Consider the following 19,313-nt stretch of genomic DNA (forward strand, 5'->3'; position numbering starts at 1 on the left):
TCGCTGCGCCCGCCGATCCCTCGCAGTATGCGACAGCGGCGGGGGCGTGCCAGCCCTTGGGCTCAGGACGCAAGGTTACACGGGCATGTGTAGTGCCGATGTCACGGCTGGCCGCGCCACTGGCTCATCAGCATCTGCAGGAAGCGCTCGGCGCTGGGCGAGAGCAGGGCGCCGCGGCGGCGCACGATGCCGATGGTGCGCGAGACCACCGGGTTGCCGATCGGTCGGGTGACCAAGGTCGGGTGCTCGCCATCCGGGGTCGCCATCTTCGGCAACACCGACACGCCGATGCCGGCCTCGACCATGCCCAGCGAGGTGGACAGGTGGGTCACTTCGTAATGCCAGCTGAGCTTGAGGTTCTCGCGCGCCAGCGCGCCATCGAGCAGCGTCCGGTTGCCGCTGGTGCGGTGCACCGTGATCAGCTGATGGCGGGCGAGGTCGGCCCATTCAACCTTCTTCTTTTTCGCCAGCGGGTGGTCGCGGCGGCAGGCGAGCACGAACGGGTCTTCTGCCAGGACGTCGAAATCCAGATTGGGATCGTTGGCACCCATGAAGTTGATGCCGAACTCGACCTCGCCACGTTCGACCGCCTGCAGGCCTTCAGTGGCCGGGATGTCCAGGATGCGGAAGCGCACGTTCGGGAAGGCCTCGTGGAAGCGGGCCATCACACTGGGCAGGAAGTAGAACGCGGCCGTGGGCAGGCAGGCGATGGTGACCTGGGCACCGCGGGTGTCGTCCTGGCCCCGCACCGAGAACAGCGAGCCGTCGAATTCTTCCAGCATGCGCCGCACCAGCGGCAGCAGGTTCTCGCCGACGGCCGTGGTGGAGACGCTGCGCGTGGTGCGCTCCAGCAGCGGCGCCCCGACGGCCTGTTCGAGCTTCTGGATGCGGCGGCTGAGCGCAGGCTGGGACACGTGCAGCGCTTCGGCCGCGCGATGGAAACTGCGCGTCTCGGCGATCAGCAGAAAGGCGCGGAGATCCAGGATTTCGCAATTGATGCTCATGGGGTATCAATCATCCAAAAAAGAGCAATTCACAGATTAATTATGCTCATGCCAGTATCGGATCACAGAAGTTCATTGATCTGATAGGCGCATCAATCTAGCACACGTATGTCCAACGATCTCACCAGCATTCCCTGCGTTCTGATGCGCGGCGGCACCTCCAAGGGGCCGTTCTTCCTCGCCTCGGACCTGCCTGCCGATACCGCCCGCCGCGATCGCCTGCTGCTGGAGGTCATGGGTTCGGGTCATCCGCTTCAGATCGATGGCATCGGTGGCGGCAACGCCCTGACCAGCAAGGTGGCGATCATTGATCGCGCCAGCCGGCCGGACGCCGATGTCGACTATCTGTTCGCCCAGGTCAAGGTCGAGCAGCGTGTGGTGGATACCTCGCCCAACTGCGGCAACATGCTGGCGGCCGTAGGTCCGTATGCGATCGAGAAGGGCCTGGTGGCTGCGCGCCATCCGCGCACCGAGGTGCGCATCCACAACGTCAATACCGGCAAGATCATCCTGGCCACGGTGGAAACGCCGGGCGGCCAGGTGGTGTACCGCGGTGACACGCGCATCGCCGGTGCGCCCGGTAGTGCAGCACCGGTCCGGTTGTCGTTCCTGGATGCGGCGGGCGCACGCACCGGTCGCCTGCTGCCGACCGGCAATGCGCAGGAACAGATCCACGGGGTGACGGTAAGCCTGATCGATTGCGCGATGCCGATGGTGCTGATGCGGGCGTGCGATCTGGACCTGCGTGGCGGCGAGAGCCCGGCCGAACTGAATACGAATGGCGCATTGCTGGCGCGGATCGAAGCGATCCGCATCGAGGCCGGTGCACGCATGGGCATTGCCGATGCCGGGGACAAAGTGATTCCCAAGCCGGTGCTGTTGTCGGCCCCTGAACACGGCGGCGACCTGCAGGTGCGCTACTTCATGCCCCACCATTGCCATACGGCACTGGCGATCACCGGCGGCGTCGGCATTGCCACGGCGGCCGCCACCGAAGGCACCTTGGCCAACACTTTCGTCGGGTGTGTGGACCTGCCTGTGGGGATTACCCTCGAACATCCGAGCGGTGCCCTGGAGGTGGGCTTGAGCCGCAGCTCGGAGCACGCGCCGGTCGTGGCCAGCGTGGTGCGCACCGCCCGTCGCCTGTTCGAGGGTCGCGTGTTCGCCACCTCGTCTCTGGCGACCGACGCCGCCCAATGGACGTCCGCGGCATGACCTGACTTCGTCGGGAGGGGGCGCCGTGCTGGTGTGCCCTCCGGACCCCTGAAAGCAACAACGCACCACAATCCTGGGAGGGATGATGTACAAGCAGATGTTCAAGGCCGCGCTGGTCGCGGCAACGCTGGCGCTCGCCGCGTGCGGTAAAGGTGACGCCGAAGGCGCCGCCGGTGCGGACAACGCGCCGGTCCGCATCAGCGTCGGCTCCTACAACCTCAACAACCTGCCGTTTTTTATCGCCGATGCGAACGGCTATTTCGACCAGGTCGGGTTGAAGGTGCAGACGGAGAATTTCGCCCAGGGCGGCTCGAAGGTTCTACAGGCCCTGGTGGCCAATTCCACCGATGTGGCGGTGGGCTTCTACGATCACACCATCCAGATGCAGGCCAAGCACAAAGAGGTGGTCGGCTTCGTCCTGCTGTCACGCAACTCGGGCCTGGTGATGGCCGGGCGCGAGGACGGCAGCTTCGACCCGGCGCGGCCGGAGACGATCAAGGGCCAGAAGGTGGGCATCACCGCACCGGGCTCTTCATCGGATTTCTTCGTGCGCCATTTTCTTGCCCAGCACGACATCCCGGTGGACAGCATTGCGCTGATCGGGGTCGGCTCGGGTGCCGCCGCGGTGGCCGCACTGGAGCAGGGCAAGATCGATCTGCTGGTGAACTATGACCCGGCAGCGACGCTGATCACCGAGCGCAAGGTCGGGCGCATCATCATCGATGCACGCAGTGATGAGGGCGCGCGTCAGGTGTACGGCGGGCTGTATCCGACCTCGGTGATGTATGCCAACCAGAGCTTCCTGGACAAGCGTCCGGAAGCGGCGACCAAGATCGCCCGTGCCCAGCAGATGGCACTGCGCTTCATCGCCGACAACACCGCCGAAGACATCGTCGCCGCGTTGCCGGATGCCTACATCTCCGGTGACCGCAAGACCTATGCGCGCGCCGTGGAAAACGCCCGCGCCATCTTCACCACCGACGGCCGCTTCGTTCCTGCCGATCTGGAAACTCCGCTGGCGGTGCTGCGCGAGTTCAACAAGGACGTTGCCGGGACCGAGATCGATCTGTCCAAGACCTATACGAACGCCTTCGTCGAACGTGCCAGCGCCTCGGCGCCGGCCCAACCGTAACCCACAAGGGAGACTCCCCATGGCACTCAATGCCACCGTGCGTCAGTTCAATGGCGCGCCGCAGCTGGAGCCTGCGCAGACCATGGTCAGCATCAACCGCATGACCATGTCCTTCGGCGACTTCACCGCCGTCCGCGATGTCGACATCCAGGTCGGCAATGGCGAGTTCCTCGCCATCGTGGGGCCAACCGGCTGCGGCAAGAGCACCATCCTCAACTCCGTCGCCGGGCTGCTCAAGCCGTCGGCCGGCGAGATCGCCATCGATGGCAAGCCGGTCGCCGGCGTACAGGAGGCGGTTGGTTACCTGTTCCAGCAGGACGCGCTGTTGCCGTGGAAGACGGCGTACCAGAACGTTGAGCTCGGCCTGCGTTTCCGTGGCGTTGCCGACGCCGAACGCAAGCAGAAGGTCAACGCCTGGCTGGCCAAAGTCGGCCTGACCGGTTTCGAGCACCGCTACCCGCACCAGCTCTCCGGCGGCCAGCGCAAGCGCGTGCAGATGGCGCAGGCCCTGATCGTGGAGCCCAAGGTGATCCTGATGGATGAGCCGTTCTCGGCCCTGGACATCCATACCCGGCACCTGATGCAGAACGAGCTGCTGCGGCTGTGGCAGGAAGATCGCCGCTCAGTGATCCTGATCACCCATGACCTGGAAGAGGCGATCGCGCTGGGTGACCGCGTGGTGGTGTTGTCCTCCGGCCCGGCTGCACGGGTCGTGCGCAGTTTCGATGTCGATCTTGAGCGGCCGCGCAACGTTGCCGAAATCAAGCTGGATGAACGTTTCACCGACCTGTACCGCGATATCTGGGCCTGCCTGCGCGGCGAAGTGGAGAAGAGCTATGCACGCCAAGACTGACCGTTTCATCCAGATCGCGCTGGTCGTCACCGTCTTCGGTGGCTGGCAGGCCGGCACCACGCTGGGCATCATCGACCCGTTCTTCTTCCCGGCACCGCTGGATATCGGCCGGCAGATGTATGCCTGGCTGGCTGATACGTCGTTCTACCAGCACGTCTACATCACCCTGACCGAAACCGCGCTGGGCTATCTGATCGGCACCGCGCTGGGCGTGGCCGGCGGTGTGTGGCTCGGCCTGAGCCGTCGTTCGGCGCGCATCCTGGATCCGTTCATCAAGGGCTTCAACGCGATCCCGCGCGTGGTGCTCGCGCCGATCTTCGTGTTGTGGCTCGGCCTGGGGTTGTGGTCCAAGGTGGCTCTGGCCGTGACGCTGGTGTTCTTCACCACCTTCTTCAACGCCATGCAGGGCGTGCGTGAAGTGAACCCGGTCGTGCTGGCCAACGCCCGCATTCTCGGTGCAGGCCGCAGCGATCTGCTGCGCCATGTGTACTTCCCGGCCGCCGCGAGCTGGATTCTGTCCTCGTTGCGTACCTCGGTAGGCTTTGCCGTCGTCGGCGCCATCATCGGTGAGTATCTGGGCGCCTCGGCGGGCCTGGGCTACCTGATCGCACAGGCCGAAGGCAACTTCAACGCGGTCGGCGTGTTCGCCGGCATCATCATCCTGGCCGCGTTCGTGCTGGTCATCGATGCGTTGCTCGACGTGGTCGAGAACCGTCTCATCACCTGGCGCCCGAACGCCCAGCAGTCAGCCACCAGCTGACCGATCGCCCGGCGGCGCCGGCTTTCTGGCCGGCGCCGCTGCTGCTGCGACCTCCCACGTTTTTTCCGCACCCCTGCAACAGGCCAGCACCGGCTGCGTGCCGGTTGGCCGGAGAGACCTCATGCATACGTCCCATGTGCTGCCCCGCGCAGCGCTGTCGGTGGCGCTCGGCCTGCTGTTGGCCAGCGGCCATGCCGGCGCCCAGACTTCCACCGCCCCTGCGCCACTGAGCCAGGCCGAACTCAGCCAACTGGTCCAGCGGCAGGCGCTGCAGATCCAGCAGCTTGAAGCCCGGTTGCGTGCAGTGGAGGGCAATGCTGCGCCGGCCGCTGCACCGGCATTGGAGCAGCGCGTCGCCGCCGTCGAAACGGCCCAGTCCAAGGCGCCGAAGGTATCCTGGTCCAAGGGCGCACCGGAATTCAGCAGTGCCGATGGCGAATCCACATTCCGCCCGCGCGGACGCTTGTTCGTGGATCAATCCAGCACCTCCGGATCCGGATACGGTGCGCGCAACCTGTCGGGCACCGAAATCCGTTCGGTGCGCCTGGGCGCGGAGGGCCGTCACGGCGTTCTGGGCTACGTGGTGGAAGGTGATTTCGCCGACAACGCGGTGGCGTGGAAGTCCGTGTACGCCAGCGTGGATCACACGCTGTTCGGGCAGGCGGCTGACCTGACCATCGGCAATCGCCTCAATGACCGCGGTCTGGATGGCTCCAGCAGTACGTCCAACACGCCGTTCCAGGACCGCAACGTGGTCGGCACACTGATGCTGCCGCAACGCGGCCTGTTCGGTGTCGGTCTGACCGAGCGGGTGTACGGCAACGGATGGCACGCCAGCGTTTCGGTGGCCGGCAACGATCTCAACAACAGCGGCAGCGACAATGACAGTCTGACCTGGGCCACGCGCGTGCACTGGAATCCAGTGTTGGGCAGGAACGCGACCGTGCATCTGGCCGGCTGGGCGTTCCACGAGGAGATATCCGCGGGCGCCTCCGGTGTGCTGCGCTCATCTGCGATCAGTGGTCACTTCAATGACGAGATCAAGATTGCGCCGGGCACGCTGCTCGGCGCCGAACGCAGCAATGCCTGGGGACTGGAAGCCGCAGGCTTCTTCGGGCCGTTCTGGACCAGCGGCGAATGGGGTACCCGCACGCTGCGGGGCGTGGATGCGCGGGGCCGCTATGATCTGGATCATGCGGCGTGGGCGGTCGGGGCAGGGTGGTTCGTTTCCGGCGCGCGGCCGTCGTACTCGGCCAAGGCCGGCACCTGGGGCAAGGTCAAGGTCGCCGAGCCAGTCACCGCAGGCGGGCATGGCGCCTTCGAGCTGAAGGCGCGCTATGAGGATGTCGATTACGCAGAACTCCCCACCGGCGGTACCGGCCGGGCCTGGACGGTCGGCGGCAACTGGTACCTGAACGACTACAGCCGGGTGATGCTGGATGTGGTCCGTTGGCGGACCGACAACCGCAGTGGCGCTTACACCGGTCCTGACGAGGGCACGACCTTCAACACCCGCCTGCAGCTGGTGTTCTGAACGCATGGCAGGGGGGCGCTTGAGCCCCGATCGCCCTGGATGCTGGCGGTATGCCCTCGCAGGTATGTATAATTCGTACATACCGAAGAGGGCCTACCCATGGAAGCCACTGTTGCTGAACGCGGACAGATCACGCTGCCCAAGGCCGTGCGTGATGCCCTGGGGCTGACCAAGGGCACCCAGTTGACCGTGGAGCTGGAAGGCGGCCGGATCATCCTGCGCAAGAGCGTGGACGATGCGATCTCGCGCGCCCGCGGCAAATTCGCACTCGATGGCTTCGAATCGTCCGAGGCCGCGGTGAAGGCTGTCCGTGACGAAGAGTGAGCCCGCCATGATCGCCGTCGATTCGCCGGTGCTGATCGAACTGCTCAGCAACGGCCCGCAGGCCGATGCCGTGGAGGCCTGCCTGCGGCAGAGCCTGGTCGGCGGGCGCGTGGTGGTCTGCGGCGCGACCCTGGCCGAGCTGTGTGCCTCGCTGCGCGGCGGCGCCGAAGTGCTTGAGGCCCTGGAGGAGATGGGGGTCCATTTCAACGCGCTGGAGGCGAAATCCGCCCTGCGCGCCGGCGAGATGCAGCGCCGCCACCGGCAGCGTGGCCAAGGCCGGCGCAGCCTGGACGACTTCATGGTGGGGGCCCATGCACTGCTGCAGTGCGATGGCCTGATCACCTGGAACGACACGTTTTACCGCGACTACTTCAAGGGCCTGAAGCTGATCGTGCCGCACGCCTGAGCCCATACTTTTAAACCGCATTCTTTCAAAGAATCACCCGGGAGTTGTCATGTTGGAAGCCTACCGCCACCACGTAGCCGAGCGCGCCGCGCTTGGCATCCCGCCGCTGCCGCTGAGCGCCCAGCAGACGGCCGACGTCATCGAGCTGCTGAAGAACCCGCCCGCCGGCGAAGCCGAGTTCCTGCTGGAACTGCTGACCCACCGCGTGCCGGCCGGCGTCGATGACGCGGCCAAGGTCAAGGCCTCGTACCTGGCCGCGATTGCCCTGGGCAGCGAAGTCAATCCGCTGATCACGCGCGAGCGCGCCACCGAACTGCTGGGCACCATGCTCGGCGGTTACAACGTCGCCCCGCTGGTCCAGCTGCTGGACGACAGCGCCGTGGGTGCCATCGCCGCCGATGCGCTGAAGAACACCCTGCTGGTGTTCGATGCGTTCCACGACGTGCAGGAAAAGGCCAAGGCCGGCAACGCGAACGCCCAGGGCGTGCTGCAGAGCTGGGCCGATGCCGAATGGTTCACCAGCCGTCCGCAGGTGCCGGAAAGCCTGACCATCACCGTGCTCAAGGTGACCGGCGAAACCAACACCGACGACCTGTCGCCGGCCCCGGACGCCACCACCCGCCCAGACATCCCGCTGCACGCCTTGGCGATGCTGAAGAACAAGCGTGATGGCATCGAGCCGGAAGAAGACGGCAAGCGCGGCCCGGTCAAATTCATCGAATCGCTGAAGGACAAGGGCCACCTGGTCGCCTACGTGGGCGACGTGGTCGGTACCGGTTCCAGCCGCAAGTCGGCCACCAACTCGGTGCTGTGGTTCACCGGCGAAGATATTCCGTTCATTCCGAACAAGCGCTTCGGCGGCGTGTGCCTGGGCTCGAAGATCGCGCCGATCTTCTACAACACGATGGAAGACGCCGGCGCGCTGCCGATCGAACTAGACGTGTCGCAGATGAACATGGGCGATGTGATCGAGCTGCGCCCGTACGACGGCAAGGCCCTGAAGGACGGCGCGGTCATTGCCGAGTTCAAGGTGAAGTCCGACGTGCTGTTCGACGAAGTGCGCGCCGGTGGCCGCATTCCGCTGATCATCGGCCGCGGCCTGACCGCCAAGGCGCGTGAAGCGCTGGGCCTGGCCCCGACCGATCTGTTCCGCCTGCCGATGGACCCGCCGGATACCGGCAAGGGCTTCTCGCTGGCGCAGAAGATGGTCGGCCGCGCCTGTGGCCTGCCGGAAGGCCAAGGCATGCGCCCGGGTACCTACTGCGAACCGAAGATGACCTCGGTGGGCTCGCAGGACACCACCGGCCCGATGACCCGTGACGAGCTGAAGGACCTGGCCTGCCTGGGCTTCTCGGCCGACCTGGTGATGCAGTCGTTCTGCCACACCGCAGCGTACCCGAAGCCGGTGGACGTCAAGACCCACCACACGCTGCCCGAGTTCATCTCCACCCGTGGCGGCATCTCGCTGCGCCCGGGCGACGGCGTGATCCACAGCTGGCTCAACCGCATGCTGCTGCCCGACACCGTCGGCACCGGTGGCGACTCGCACACCCGTTTCCCGGTGGGCATTTCGTTCCCGGCCGGCTCGGGCCTGGTCGCCTTCGCCGCTGCCACCGGCGTGATGCCGCTGGACATGCCCGAATCGGTGCTGGTCCGCTTCAAGGGCACGATGCAGCCGGGCGTGACCCTGCGTGACCTGGTCAACGCGATCCCGCTGTACGCGATCAAGTCCGGTCTGCTGACCGTGGCCAAGGCGGGCAAGAAGAACATCTTCTCCGGCCGCATCCTGGAAATCGAAGGTCTGCCGGAGCTGAAGGTCGAGCAGGCGTTCGAACTGTCCGATGCCTCGGCCGAACGTTCGGCCGCCGGTTGCTCGGTGCACCTGAACAAGGAGCCGATCATCGAGTACCTCACCAGCAACATCACGCTGCTGAAGTGGATGATCGCCGAGGGTTACCAGGACGCCCGTTCGCTGGCGCGCCGCATCGAGAAGATGGAAGCCTGGCTGGCCAACCCGGAGCTGCTGGCCCCGGATGCCGACGCCGAGTATGCCGCCGTCATCGAGATCGACCTGGCCGACATCCACGAGCCGATCGTGGCCTGCCCGAACGATCCGGATGACGTCAAGACCCTGTCCGACGTGGCCGGTGCGGCGATCGACGAAGTGTTCATCGGTTCGTGCATGACCAACATCGGTCACTTCCGCGCGGCCGCCAAGCTGCTGGAAGGCAAGCGCGACATCCCGACCAAGCTGTGGGTGGCCCCGCCGACCAAGATGGATGCCTCGGAGCTGACCAAGGAAGGCCATTACGGCACCTTCGGCACCGCCGGCGCACGCATGGAAATGCCGGGCTGCTCGCTGTGCATGGGCAACCAGGCGCAGGTGCGCGAAGGCGCGACGGTGTTCTCGACCTCGACGCGCAACTTCCCGAACCGTCTGGGCCGCAACTCCAACGTGTACCTGGGTTCGGCCGAGCTGGCCGCGATCTGCTCGCGTCTGGGTCGCATCCCGACCAAAGAAGAGTACATGGCCGACATCGGCGTGCTGGATGCCAGCAGCAAGGACATCTACCGCTACATGAACTTCGACCAGATCGAGGACTACCAGGAAGTGGCCGGTACGGTTGCTGCCTGATCCGGGCGCCGGGCGCTGCCCGGCCTTGGTAGCCATCGACCGTTGGTCGATGGATGAGAGACTAAAACACCCGGCGCGAGCCGGGTGTTTTTGTTACGGGAGAACCTGGGTGGCGGAGAGGTCAGCCTGTGGCGGCGCGCCGCTGCTGCCGGTCTCGTCGCCTGACGCGCTCTGCTGTTCGTCCGCCGACTTGCTGCAGGTCTGCGGTGCAGGGCGCACCTGCTGTGGCGACAGGCTGCCGTCGGCCTTCACCTGGCGGATGTGCAGGCGACACATGCTTTCGGCCACATCCATCTCGACCTCGTAGTCCTGACCTGGCCTGGGCACGAACTGTGCCGACAGCGTGCCCGCGCAGTGATAGTTGGCACTGTTTTCAATGCGGGCGTCGACAATGAGCGGTTTGCCGCCCGCCACCTCGTATTCTTCGTAGTTGGGCATGGAAAACAGCACGCTCTTCATGTTGCGCACCGTATTGGTCTCGGGGATGCCGATCACGATGTTCTTCGGGGCGCCGCCGAACAGCCCGCCGATGGCCCGCGCGTTGGACCGCTTGACCTCGATCTTGCCGCGATAGTCAGTGCTGCAGGTCGCCTCGGTATACACGGTGATGCCGCGTCCCGAGGCGCCGAAGATACGTACTCGTGCCGGCGGGACTACGCCGCCCGCATAGTCACTCAGGTCTTCGGTCGCAAGCGGGCGCGGGTAGAACGTGGGCATCTTTCTGGCCAGCTGGCCCACACAGTTCAGCGCAATCTCCGAGGAGGCAAGCTTGACCATGGCGTAGTCGTTGGCCTGCCATTGGTCCAGTGTGGCGGTTCGGTCGCTGTTGCTGCAGGTGGTCACCCCGTCCAACGTTCCATCGGCCCATCGCTGTTCGACCGAGGTACGGTGGTTGAGCCGGTATACCGGATTGTCGCGGCGATTGCCTTGGTGGACCAGCGCCCACTGGCCGACCAGGAACCGCAACGTGCTGCCTCCTGAGGGCAAGGCATCGGGAGCATGGCGAAAGTAGCTGGCCACCATTGCGTTGGCCATTGCGGGCATCAGCGTGATGCCCGGGCTCGGTTGGCTGTCGATGGTGCTACCGGGCAGCTTGTCGCGCAGGTAGTACTTGGGTCGGTTGTCGCCGAACACCTTTCCCAGGCCGGTCTGGTTGAGACTCTTGCTGTCCTCTGGCGTGACGATGCGCAGGACAAGGTCGGTCTGGCCGCGCCATAACGAGGTGGTGTCCGGGGCGCTATCGATCCGCACCCGGTCGGCCCAGTTGGCAGGATTCTCCGGGAGGGTGGCCGCGCCGACATTGTCGTTTGCGGGGGCCGCATTCGCGGCTGCCGAGGCGAGCAGAAGAGGGGCCAACAGGCGCCTGCTTGTGGGGGAAAGGCGTAATGCCATGATCTAACTCCTTGAAGGGCAAAAACAGAAACGCCGGCCATTCCTGGACCGGCGATGTTCATTGTGACGGACAAGAATGCAGGCGTGCGGCTACGCGATCAGCGGTCAACCCCGGGCCAACGCCATCAATCGCTCTGCAATCCGCTCCAGCGGCACCATTTCCTCGGCCGCGCCGATCCTCACTGCGCTGCCCGGCATGCCCCAGACCACGCTGGTGGCTTCATCCTGCACGAGGGTGGGGGCGCCGGCGTTGCGAAGATCCAGCAAGCCGCGCGAACCGTCGTCGCCCATGCCGGTCAGGATCGCGCCGATGGCGTTGGCGCCGGCGCTTTCGGCCACCGAGCGGAACAACACGTCCACCGCCGGCTTGTGCCGGTTGATCGGCGGGCCGTCGTCGATCCGGCAGCGCCAGCGGGCGCCGTCGCGGATCACGCGCAGGTGCTTGCCACCGGGCGGCAGGTAGGCGTGGCCGGGCAGGACCGCTTCGCCGTCGCTGGCTTCGCGCACGGACATTGCAGAATGGCGGTCCAAGCGCTCGGCGAACGGGGTGCTGAACTGTGCCGGCAGGTGCTGGGTCATCACCACGGCCGGGGCATCGGCAGGCAGGCCTTCCAGCACCACGCGCAGGGCTTCGGTGCCCCCGGCGGAGGCGCCGATGGCGATCAGGCGGTCGGTGGTGCGGAACTGGATGGAGCGCGGTGTCGCCACCGGCGCCACGGCACCCAGGGTGATCCGGGGCGGATTGGGCCGGGACAGCGGGCGCACGCGCGAGCGTGCGGCCATCTTGACCTTGGCGATGATCTCGTCGGCGTAGCCCTGCAGGCCACGTGCGACATCCAGCTTGGGCTTGGACACGAAGTCCACCGCGCCCAGGGCCAATGCCTGCAGCGTGGTGTCAGCGCCACGCTCGGTCAGCGAGGAGATCATCACCACCGGCAGCGGATGCAGGCGCATCAGGTTTTCCAGGAAGGCCAGGCCATCCATCCGTGGCATTTCCACGTCCAGGGTGATCACGTCCGGCGCCAGGCGCTTGATCTTCTCGCGCGCCAGCAGGGGGTCGGCAGCGGTGCCGACGACCTCGATGCCGGGATCGCTGGCGAGGATCTCGCTCAGCATCTGGCGGACGACCGCCGAGTCGTCGACGATCAGCACTTTGCAGGGCACACCGTGGGTCATTCGAACAGCTCCACGCCGCCGGTGACCGGGGCCTTGGACAGGCGGGCGCGCACCGCAGATTCGGTCGCGGCCACTTCGGCTTCATGCGCGTGCGGCAGGCGCTGCACGACCACGCGGCCGGTATCGGCGAAGAACCACACCTTGCGTGGATGGATGCCGCACAGGTCCTCGGCGATGATTGGAATGTGCTCGGCCTGCAGGTACTGGCGCACGAACTCGGCGTTGCGGGTGCCGACCGGGTTGCTGGTGAAGCCCTTGAGCACGTTGGCCCCGCCGAACACCTTGGCCTCCAGCCGCTTGCGGTGTGCGCCGCGCTTGAGCAGATCGTTGATCAGCAGTTCCATCGCGTAGCTGCCGTAACGCGCGGGCGCGCCATCACCGACGTTGCCCTCGGGCAGCAGGAAGTGGTTCATGCCGCCGATCTTGAGCACTGGATCGCGCAGGCAGGCGGCCACGCAGGAGCCCAGCGTGGTGGTCAGTGCGGTGTTGTCATCCACGGCGAGGTATTGGGTCGGCAGCAGCTTGGCGGCGGTCACCTGGAAGCGGCTGTCGAAATAGCGCATCACCTCGTCGTTACGGATCGGCAGACTCATACCGGTGCTCCCGGCGCGCGTTTGTACAGCGTGCGGCCGCAGGGCTGGATCAGGTCGGCGGCGTGCAGGTAGTTCTCCGAGTGGCCGGTATAGAGCAGGCCGTCATCGCCCATGTGCTGGATGAGACGCGAGAGGATCCCGCGCTGGGTCGGTTTATCGAAATAGATCATCACGTTGCGGCAGAACAGGGCATCGAACGGGCCGCCGACGTCGTAACGGTTGGCGAGCAGGTTGAGCGGGCGGTAGTCGATGAGGTCACGCAGGGCCGGATTGACCCGGCAATGGCCTTCGTTGGGCCCGGTACCGCGCTGGAAGTAGCGCTTTCGGAGGGCCGGATCCAGCCCGGCGACGCGGTCGATCGCGTACACGCCGCGGCTGGCGGTGGCCAACACCTGGGTGTCCACGTCGGTCGCCAGGATGCGTACCGGCGGTTTGAGCGTGCCGAAGGTCTCGCAGGCCGTGATGGCCATCGAGTAGGGCTCTTCGCCGGTCGAAGCCGCGCATGACCACAGCTGCAGCGTGCCATGGCCGGCGCGAAGGCGCAGTTCCTCGGTGAGCTTCTCGAAGTGGTGCGGTTCGCGGAAGAACGCGGTGAGGTTGGTGGTCAGCGCGTTGGTGAACGCCTGCCATTCGTCACCGCCGTGGGCTTCGAGCTGGTCCAGGTAGTCGCTGAAGCTGCGCATGCCGAGCGCACGCAGCCGCCGCGACAGCCGTCCATAGACCATGTCGCGCTTGGCCGGCGCCAGCGAGATGCCGACGCGCTGGTAGATCAGCTCGCAGACGCGGCGGAAGTCACGGTCGGCGAACTCGAATTCGCGAGCGTTCGGTGAAGCGGCGTTGGCGGGGGGCGTGGACACGGGCGGACTCGCAGGGGAAGGGGGTGCGGTGATCGCGGGATCGCCGCGGGAACTCAGAATGCTTGCCAGTTGCCGTCATCGGCCGGCGTGCTGCGCGGGGTGCGCACCGGGGCGGCGGCAGGCGGTGCCGGCGGTACCGGGCGGCTGGGGCGGCGCATCGGGGCCAGCTCGGCAACCGCACGGGCGGTCACGGCACTGACCGCCTGGGCGACCTGATTGTCCAGCCGGAAGATCGCCACCGCATCGGCCAGCTGGGTGGCCTGTTCTTCCATCGCGCGGGCGGCGGCAGTGGCTTCTTCCACCAGGGCGGCGTTCTGCTGGGTGGTCTCGTCCATCTGCACCACGGTCTGGTTGACCTGGTCGATGCCGGCGGACTGTTCCTGCGAGGCAGCGGAAATCTCGGCCATGATGTCGGTCACGCGCTGCACCGAGGCCACGATCTCGCCCATGGTGGCACCGGCCTGGTTGACCAGCTGGGAGCCCTCGGCGACCTTGCCGACGGAGTCGTCGATCAGGCCCTTGATCTCCTTGGCCGCGCCGGCCGAGCGCTGGGCAAGCGTGCGAACCTCTGAGGCGACCACCGCAAAGCCGCGGCCCTGCTCGCCGGCACGCGCGGCTTCCACCGCGGCGTTCAGCGCCAGGATATTGGTCTGGAAGGCGATGCCGTCGATGACCGAGATGATCTCGGCGATCTTCCTGGAGGAGGTCTGGATCGCGGCCATGGTGGTCACCACTTCGCCAACGACGTTCCCGCCCTGGGAGGCCACCGTGTGTGCGCCGATTGCCAGCTGGTTGGCCTGGCGGGCATGTTCGGCGTTCTGGCGCACCGTGGAGGTGAGTTCCTCCATCGAGGCGGCGGTCTCTTCCAGGTTGGCGGCCTGCTGCTCGGTGCGGCGCGACAGATCGCTGTTGCCGGTGGCGATTTCACCGGCGGCCAGGTTGATGCTGCCGGCGGCCTCCTGGATCTGGCCGACGATCTGGGTCAGCTGCGCAACGGTGGCGTTGGCATCGTCACGCATGGTGGCGAAGACGCCCTGGAAATCGCCGTGCATGCGCGCGGTCAGATCGCCTTCGGCAATGGCCGACAACAACTGCGAGAGCTTGCCCAGGTTCTCATCGCTGACCTGCATCATCGCGTTGAGGTGACCGATCATCCTGCGGAAATCGTGATCGAAGCGGGCGGTATCGCCCCGCTGGCTGAAATCGCCGGCGGCGGCGGCCGCAGCCAGGCGCTGGATCTCGCCATTGATGCTGCCCAGGTTCTGCTTGACCGCATCGACGGTGCTGGTGATGGCGGCCTTCTCCCCCGGGTAGCGCGCGATATCCGCGCTGAGGTCGCCCTGTGCGTAATGCTGCACCACCGCCAGTACTTCGTCCATGGTCTGCACGTGCGCGCCGACCAGGGTGTTGGTCTCGTGCACCATCAGGCCGTACTCGCCGGGGAAGGCGGTTTCGTCCATGCGGTAGCCGGTGTTGCCGGCGTCATGACGGCTGGCCATCTCGCGCTGGCCGCTGATCACCGCGTGCAGCTGTTCCTGCATGCGCGCCATGCTTTCCAGCAGGCGGCCGGGTTCGTCATGGGCCTGCTCGCCGATGCGGCTGTCCAGCTTGCCGCGGGCGATGCTCTCGGCCACATGGGTGGCCTGGCGCAGGGGCAGGGTGATGCGGTTGCCGATCAGCCAGCTCAGCGCCAGCACGATCAGCACCACGCCGCCGCCGGTCGCCGCCATGATGGCGGTGAACACCAATGCCTGCTGCTGCACATCGTCCATGTAGACGCCGCTGCTGATCACCCAGTTCCATGGTGCGTACATGCCGGCATACGCGACCTTCTCCACCACCTTCTCGGTGCCCGGCTTGGCCCACTGGTAGGAGACGAAGCCGCCGCCGAGGCGGGCCATGCCGATCTGGTCGTAGTACACGCGCACCCCGTCATCGGTGCGGTAGTCCTTCATGTCCTGCCCGATCAGCTCCTTGCGGAACGGATGCATGAGCATGCGGTAGTTCGTGTCGTACACGTTGAAGTAGTAGGTGTCGCCGTCGGCACGCATGCTTTCCAGCGCCGTCAGCGCGGCCTGCTTGGCCGCGGCTTCGGTCAGTTCACCGCTGTCCGCCAGCCGGTGGTAGTGCTCCAGGATGCCGTAAGTGAGCTCGACCTGGGTCTTCAGGCTGTCCTTGCGGGTGTCGGTCAGATCCAGGTACTGCATGCGCGCAGCGACCACCGACAGGGCGATGACACCCAGGGCGATCAGCACGGTCAGCAGGTTGAGCTTGCGCCTGACGGACAGGTTGGAGAAATACGGGTTCCAGCGGCGGAATAGATTCATGGGCAGGGCATCTGAGCGGGCAAAAGCACGTGGCGATGCCAGGAGCACGCGGTGGCGATCACCATCCTGGCTGGCCGCGACGACGTGTCGGGCAATGCTGTTATCGGCCGGATCCGGCGAGTATTGAGTGCGTTGCCTATCGGCCATTCAGCCGGCCAACAAAAAACCCCGGTGCCGAAGCACCGGGGCCTGTCATTCACAACACGCCGCAGGGCGGCTTAGAACTCCTGCCAGTCGCCGTCGGCCAGTTCGGTGGCCACCGGTCGCGAGGCCGGGCGACGCACTGCAGCCTGCGCCAGCGGCGCGCGGACGGCGCGCGGCGGGGCTGCCACGACCGGAGCGGGTGCGAGCTCATGCTCGTCCAGCTTGAAGATCGACACCGCATCGGTCAGATGGCCGGCCTGTTCTTCCATCGCACGGGCGGCGGCGGTGGCTTCTTCCACCAGCGCGGCGTTCTGCTGGGTGGTCTCATCCATCTGCACCACGGTCTGGTTGACCTGCTCGATGCCGGCGGACTGCTCCTGCGAGGCCGCGGAGATCTCGGCCATGATGTCGGTCACGCGCTGCACCGAGGCGACGATCTCGCCCATGGTGGCGCCTGCCTTCTGCACCAGCGCCGAGCCATCATTGACCTTGCCGACGGAGTCGTCGATCAGGCCCTTGATCTCCTTGGCCGCACCGGCCGAACGCTGGGCCAGGGTGCGTACTTCGGAGGCCACGACCGCGAAGCCGCGCCCCTGTTCACCGGCGCGTGCCGCTTCGACGGCCGCGTTCAACGCGAGGATGTTGGTCTGGAAGGCGATGCCGTCGATGACCGAGATGATCTCGGCGATCTTCTTGGACGAGGTCTGGATCGCGCTCATGGTCGTGACGACCTGGCCGACCACGTCACCGCCCTGCGAGGCCACGGTGTGCGCACCGATGGCGAGCTGATTGGCCTGGCGGGCATGCTCGGCGTTCTGGCGCACGGTGGACGTCAGTTCCTCCATCGAGGCCGCGGTTTCTTCCAGGTTGGCGGCCTGCTGTTCGGTACGGCGCGACAGGTCACTGTTGCCGGTGGCGATCTCGCTGGCGGCCGAGTTGATCTGCTGGCTGGAGTGCTTGATCCGGGTGACGATGCCGCTGAGCTGCTCGGCGGTGGCGTTGGCGTCGTCGCGCATCCTGGCGAACACGCCCTGGAAGTCGCCGTGCATACGCACGGTCAGGTCGCCCTGGGACAGCGCGGCGAGCAGGTTGGAGACCTGTTCGATGCTGGCCGAGTTGGCATCCAGCAGGCCGTTGAGCTGCTGGGCCAGCTGCAGGAAGAAGCCTTCCTTGCCATCGCTGTCGATGCGGCCGGAGAGGTCGCCGGCTGCGGCCTGGGCGATCACGCGCGCCACTTCGGCTTCCACCAGGGCTTCCGGAGTGCGGTCGCGCCATTCGATGACGTGGCCGACGGTCTCACCCTGTTCGTTGGCGATCGAGGAGATGACCTGGGCGAACTGGGCTTCGCCGAACTGCATCGGGCGGCGGCTGACGCCGTGCTGCTGCAGCTGGGCCAGGGTCTTGGGATCCATTTCGCTGCCGTGCTCCAGCGCGGCGGCCGACTTGCCGATCAGCGAGGCGGCGGCGTCGAAGTCCGGCAGGTCCTTGCGGATGTCGGCTTCGTACTGGCTCAGGGTCTGCTGCAGGGCGCGGTTGCTGTACACGATGGTGTGGTGCGCATCGGTCAGGTAGACGCCAGTGGAGCTGTAATCCAGCGCAGTCCGGATGCGCAGGTTCTCGCGGGCGATGGCCTGGTCGGTTTCGGTACGCTCGCGCAGATCGCGCTGCATGCGCTGCATGGCCTGCAGCAGATCGCCGACTTCATCCTTGCGGCTGACATCGATATGGCCGTCCAGCTTGCCGCTGGCCACATCGTTGGCGACCGAGACGGCGCCGCGCATGCTGCCCACCAGCGAACGGGCAAACAGATACACCAGCACCAGGCCCAGGGCGGCGCCGCCGAGCAGGGTGATGACGGTCAGCGTGGCCGAGGCGGCATAAGTGGATTCGGCTTCTTCGCGGGAGGCGCGCGAGAGGCGGTTGTCTTCGGCGATCAGCGCTTCGAGCGCGGCCGAGGCCTTGCGATGCTTGGCGCGGGTTTCACCGACAAAGGTGTCCACGGCATCGTCGGGCAGGTCCAGCTCGAGCATTTCGGTGACGGCGTCGTAGGACGCCAGCGAGTCCGTCCAATCCTTGGCGAAGGTGTCAAACAGCTTCTTCTGCTGCGGATTGTCGATCAGCGCGGGGTATTTTTTGATCGAGGCATCGATCTGGGTGCGAAGCTCCGCCGCGCGGGACTTGGCTTCGGCCTTGACGTCATCGCTGGCGCGGATGAGGCCCTGGTAAGCGGAGTTGCGGTACTCGCCGACCATGCCACGTAGCTCGCCGGCCATGCGGATGCTGTCCATCCGGGGTCCGGCCAGTTCGGTGGTGACGTTGTTGAGTGAGTGCAGGCCACGATAGGCCACGATGCCCTGCAGCAGCATTACCAGCAGGAGGACGCCGAAAGTCAGCATCAACTTGGGCATCAGTTTGAGGTTGTTGATCCACGGCATGGCAGGTGCGGTCTCCAGTGGCAAACGCGTCCGGCCGTCGGGGCCGGTTGCAGCGACCACGCCGGCCTGGGCCGGCGTGGCAGGGCGTACGGGGAATTACTTGATGTTGGCCAGCTTCAGGCCGGCCGGCGAGCTGACTTCGATTTCAGCGCGCGAGGCATCGCGGGCGATCTTGCCGATCACGCAGACGGTCTTGCCTTCCAGCGATTCCAGCGGGAAGCTGAACTTGTCGCGGTTGGCGCCGGCGATGCGGGCCGAGAAGGTGTGGCGCGGGAAAGCGCCGCCCATGTACAGGAAGGTCGGCTGGCCTTCAGAGCCTTCGGCGTACCGGGCCTTTTCGACCTTGCCGCAGACCATGCCGTCCTTGCCGACCGAGCGCGGGGCCATTTCCGGCGGAATCATTTCACCGGACTGGGCGAATGCAGTAGAGGTGGAAGAGGCGATCACGGCGACCGAGAACAGGGCAAGCAGGGACTTCATCGGGAAGATTCTCCGGGGATATGGGCAGTTGGCCCGGCCATGGGCG

General features: G+C 66.1%; 16 protein-coding genes. 8 read left to right on the forward strand and 8 right to left on the reverse strand.

Features of this window, described 5'->3' with window-relative positions:
- Positions 1-101: 101 nt before the first annotated feature.
- Complete coding sequence (locus BCL79_RS00650) at positions 102-1,004, reverse strand: LysR family transcriptional regulator (protein WP_121036703.1); 903 nt, start codon at positions 1,002-1,004, stop codon at positions 102-104.
- A gap of 108 nt (positions 1,005-1,112) precedes the next feature.
- Here BCL79_RS00650 and BCL79_RS00655 point away from each other — a divergent pair, with 108 nt between their 5' ends.
- From BCL79_RS00655 to acnB, 8 genes are all read left to right on the forward strand, one after another.
- Complete coding sequence (locus BCL79_RS00655; protein WP_121036704.1) at positions 1,113-2,219, forward strand: 4-oxalomesaconate tautomerase; 1,107 nt, start codon at positions 1,113-1,115, stop codon at positions 2,217-2,219.
- A gap of 85 nt (positions 2,220-2,304) precedes the next feature.
- Positions 2,305-3,351, forward strand: a complete 1,047-nt coding sequence (locus tag BCL79_RS00660) for an ABC transporter substrate-binding protein (RefSeq protein ID WP_121041034.1) — start codon at positions 2,305-2,307, stop codon at positions 3,349-3,351.
- 19 nt (positions 3,352-3,370) lie between these two features.
- Positions 3,371-4,204, forward strand: a complete 834-nt coding sequence (locus BCL79_RS00665; RefSeq protein ID WP_121036705.1) for an ABC transporter ATP-binding protein — start codon at positions 3,371-3,373, stop codon at positions 4,202-4,204.
- The gene (locus tag BCL79_RS00670; protein ID WP_121036706.1) at positions 4,188-4,964 is read left to right on the forward strand and encodes an ABC transporter permease; all 777 of its coding nucleotides are present in this window, start codon (positions 4,188-4,190) and stop codon (positions 4,962-4,964) included. Before BCL79_RS00665 ends, BCL79_RS00670 begins: the two co-directional genes overlap by 17 nt.
- 121 nt (positions 4,965-5,085) lie before the next feature.
- A complete protein-coding gene (locus BCL79_RS00675) occupies positions 5,086-6,498 on the forward strand; it encodes an OprO/OprP family phosphate-selective porin (protein WP_121036707.1) in 1,413 nt (470 codons plus the stop codon).
- Positions 6,499-6,597: 99 nt separating this feature from the next.
- On the forward strand, positions 6,598-6,822 hold the full coding sequence (locus BCL79_RS00680; protein WP_121036708.1) for an AbrB/MazE/SpoVT family DNA-binding domain-containing protein: 225 nt from the start codon (positions 6,598-6,600) through the stop codon (positions 6,820-6,822).
- A gap of 7 nt (positions 6,823-6,829) precedes the next feature.
- A complete protein-coding gene (locus BCL79_RS00685; RefSeq protein ID WP_121036709.1) occupies positions 6,830-7,228 on the forward strand; it encodes a type II toxin-antitoxin system VapC family toxin in 399 nt (132 codons plus the stop codon).
- Between the two features lie 49 nt (positions 7,229-7,277).
- A complete protein-coding gene (acnB, locus tag BCL79_RS00690) occupies positions 7,278-9,863 on the forward strand; it encodes a bifunctional aconitate hydratase 2/2-methylisocitrate dehydratase (RefSeq protein WP_121036710.1) in 2,586 nt (861 codons plus the stop codon).
- 93 nt (positions 9,864-9,956) lie between these two features.
- On the opposite strand, the gene BCL79_RS00695 is transcribed toward acnB, so the two are convergent.
- The 7 genes from BCL79_RS00695 to BCL79_RS00725 all read right to left on the reverse strand — a co-directional run bounded on the left by BCL79_RS00695 (position 9,957) and on the right by BCL79_RS00725 (position 19,267).
- Positions 9,957-11,255 carry a hypothetical protein gene (locus tag BCL79_RS00695; RefSeq protein WP_147433822.1) on the reverse strand — a complete coding sequence of 433 codons (1,299 nt, stop codon included), beginning with the start codon at positions 11,253-11,255 and terminating at the stop codon, positions 9,957-9,959.
- 105 nt (positions 11,256-11,360) lie between these two features.
- Positions 11,361-12,431, reverse strand: a complete 1,071-nt coding sequence (locus tag BCL79_RS00700; protein ID WP_121036712.1) for a protein-glutamate methylesterase/protein-glutamine glutaminase — start codon at positions 12,429-12,431, stop codon at positions 11,361-11,363.
- On the reverse strand, positions 12,428-13,024 hold the full coding sequence (gene cheD / locus BCL79_RS00705) for a chemoreceptor glutamine deamidase CheD (protein WP_121036713.1): 597 nt from the start codon (positions 13,022-13,024) through the stop codon (positions 12,428-12,430). The genes BCL79_RS00700 and cheD overlap by 4 nt, the downstream gene beginning before the upstream one ends.
- Positions 13,021-13,881 (reverse strand): CheR family methyltransferase, encoded by an 861-nt coding sequence (locus BCL79_RS00710; protein WP_121036714.1) that lies wholly within the window; start codon positions 13,879-13,881, stop codon positions 13,021-13,023. The genes cheD and BCL79_RS00710 overlap by 4 nt, the downstream gene beginning before the upstream one ends.
- Positions 13,882-13,934: 53 nt before the next feature.
- A complete protein-coding gene (locus BCL79_RS00715; RefSeq protein WP_121036715.1) occupies positions 13,935-16,208 on the reverse strand; it encodes a methyl-accepting chemotaxis protein in 2,274 nt (757 codons plus the stop codon).
- 218 nt (positions 16,209-16,426) lie between these two features.
- On the reverse strand, positions 16,427-18,787 hold the full coding sequence (locus BCL79_RS00720; RefSeq protein WP_121036716.1) for a methyl-accepting chemotaxis protein: 2,361 nt from the start codon (positions 18,785-18,787) through the stop codon (positions 16,427-16,429).
- 96 nt (positions 18,788-18,883) lie between these two features.
- Positions 18,884-19,267, reverse strand: coding sequence for a hypothetical protein (locus tag BCL79_RS00725; RefSeq protein ID WP_121036717.1), 384 nt, complete (start codon positions 19,265-19,267; stop codon positions 18,884-18,886).
- Between the last annotated feature and the right edge of the window lie 46 nt (positions 19,268-19,313).

The organism is Stenotrophomonas rhizophila (assembly GCF_003651185.1).
Taxonomy (GTDB): domain Bacteria; phylum Pseudomonadota; class Gammaproteobacteria; order Xanthomonadales; family Xanthomonadaceae; genus Stenotrophomonas; species Stenotrophomonas maltophilia_Z.

Excerpts from the sequence above, each read along its gene's own strand:
- BCL79_RS00650 (WP_121036703.1), bottom strand. The coding sequence starts at position 1,004 with ATGAGCATCAATTGCGAAATCCTGGATCTCCGCGCCTTTCTGCTGATC.
- BCL79_RS00655 (WP_121036704.1), top strand. The coding sequence starts at position 1,113 with ATGTCCAACGATCTCACCAGCATTCCCTGCGTTCTGATGCGCGGCGGC.
- BCL79_RS00660 (WP_121041034.1), top strand. The coding sequence starts at position 2,305 with ATGTACAAGCAGATGTTCAAGGCCGCGCTGGTCGCGGCAACGCTGGCG.
- BCL79_RS00665 (WP_121036705.1), top strand. The coding sequence starts at position 3,371 with ATGGCACTCAATGCCACCGTGCGTCAGTTCAATGGCGCGCCGCAGCTG.
- BCL79_RS00670 (WP_121036706.1), top strand. The coding sequence starts at position 4,188 with ATGCACGCCAAGACTGACCGTTTCATCCAGATCGCGCTGGTCGTCACC.
- BCL79_RS00675 (WP_121036707.1), top strand. The coding sequence starts at position 5,086 with ATGCATACGTCCCATGTGCTGCCCCGCGCAGCGCTGTCGGTGGCGCTC.
- BCL79_RS00680 (WP_121036708.1), top strand. The coding sequence starts at position 6,598 with ATGGAAGCCACTGTTGCTGAACGCGGACAGATCACGCTGCCCAAGGCC.
- BCL79_RS00685 (WP_121036709.1), top strand. The coding sequence starts at position 6,830 with ATGATCGCCGTCGATTCGCCGGTGCTGATCGAACTGCTCAGCAACGGC.
- acnB (WP_121036710.1), top strand. The coding sequence starts at position 7,278 with ATGTTGGAAGCCTACCGCCACCACGTAGCCGAGCGCGCCGCGCTTGGC.
- BCL79_RS00695 (WP_147433822.1), bottom strand. The coding sequence starts at position 11,255 with ATGGCATTACGCCTTTCCCCCACAAGCAGGCGCCTGTTGGCCCCTCTT.
- BCL79_RS00700 (WP_121036712.1), bottom strand. The coding sequence starts at position 12,431 with ATGACCCACGGTGTGCCCTGCAAAGTGCTGATCGTCGACGACTCGGCG.
- cheD (WP_121036713.1), bottom strand. The coding sequence starts at position 13,024 with ATGAGTCTGCCGATCCGTAACGACGAGGTGATGCGCTATTTCGACAGC.
- BCL79_RS00715 (WP_121036715.1), bottom strand. The coding sequence starts at position 16,208 with ATGAATCTATTCCGCCGCTGGAACCCGTATTTCTCCAACCTGTCCGTC.
- BCL79_RS00720 (WP_121036716.1), bottom strand. The coding sequence starts at position 18,787 with ATGCCGTGGATCAACAACCTCAAACTGATGCCCAAGTTGATGCTGACT.
- BCL79_RS00725 (WP_121036717.1), bottom strand. The coding sequence starts at position 19,267 with ATGAAGTCCCTGCTTGCCCTGTTCTCGGTCGCCGTGATCGCCTCTTCC.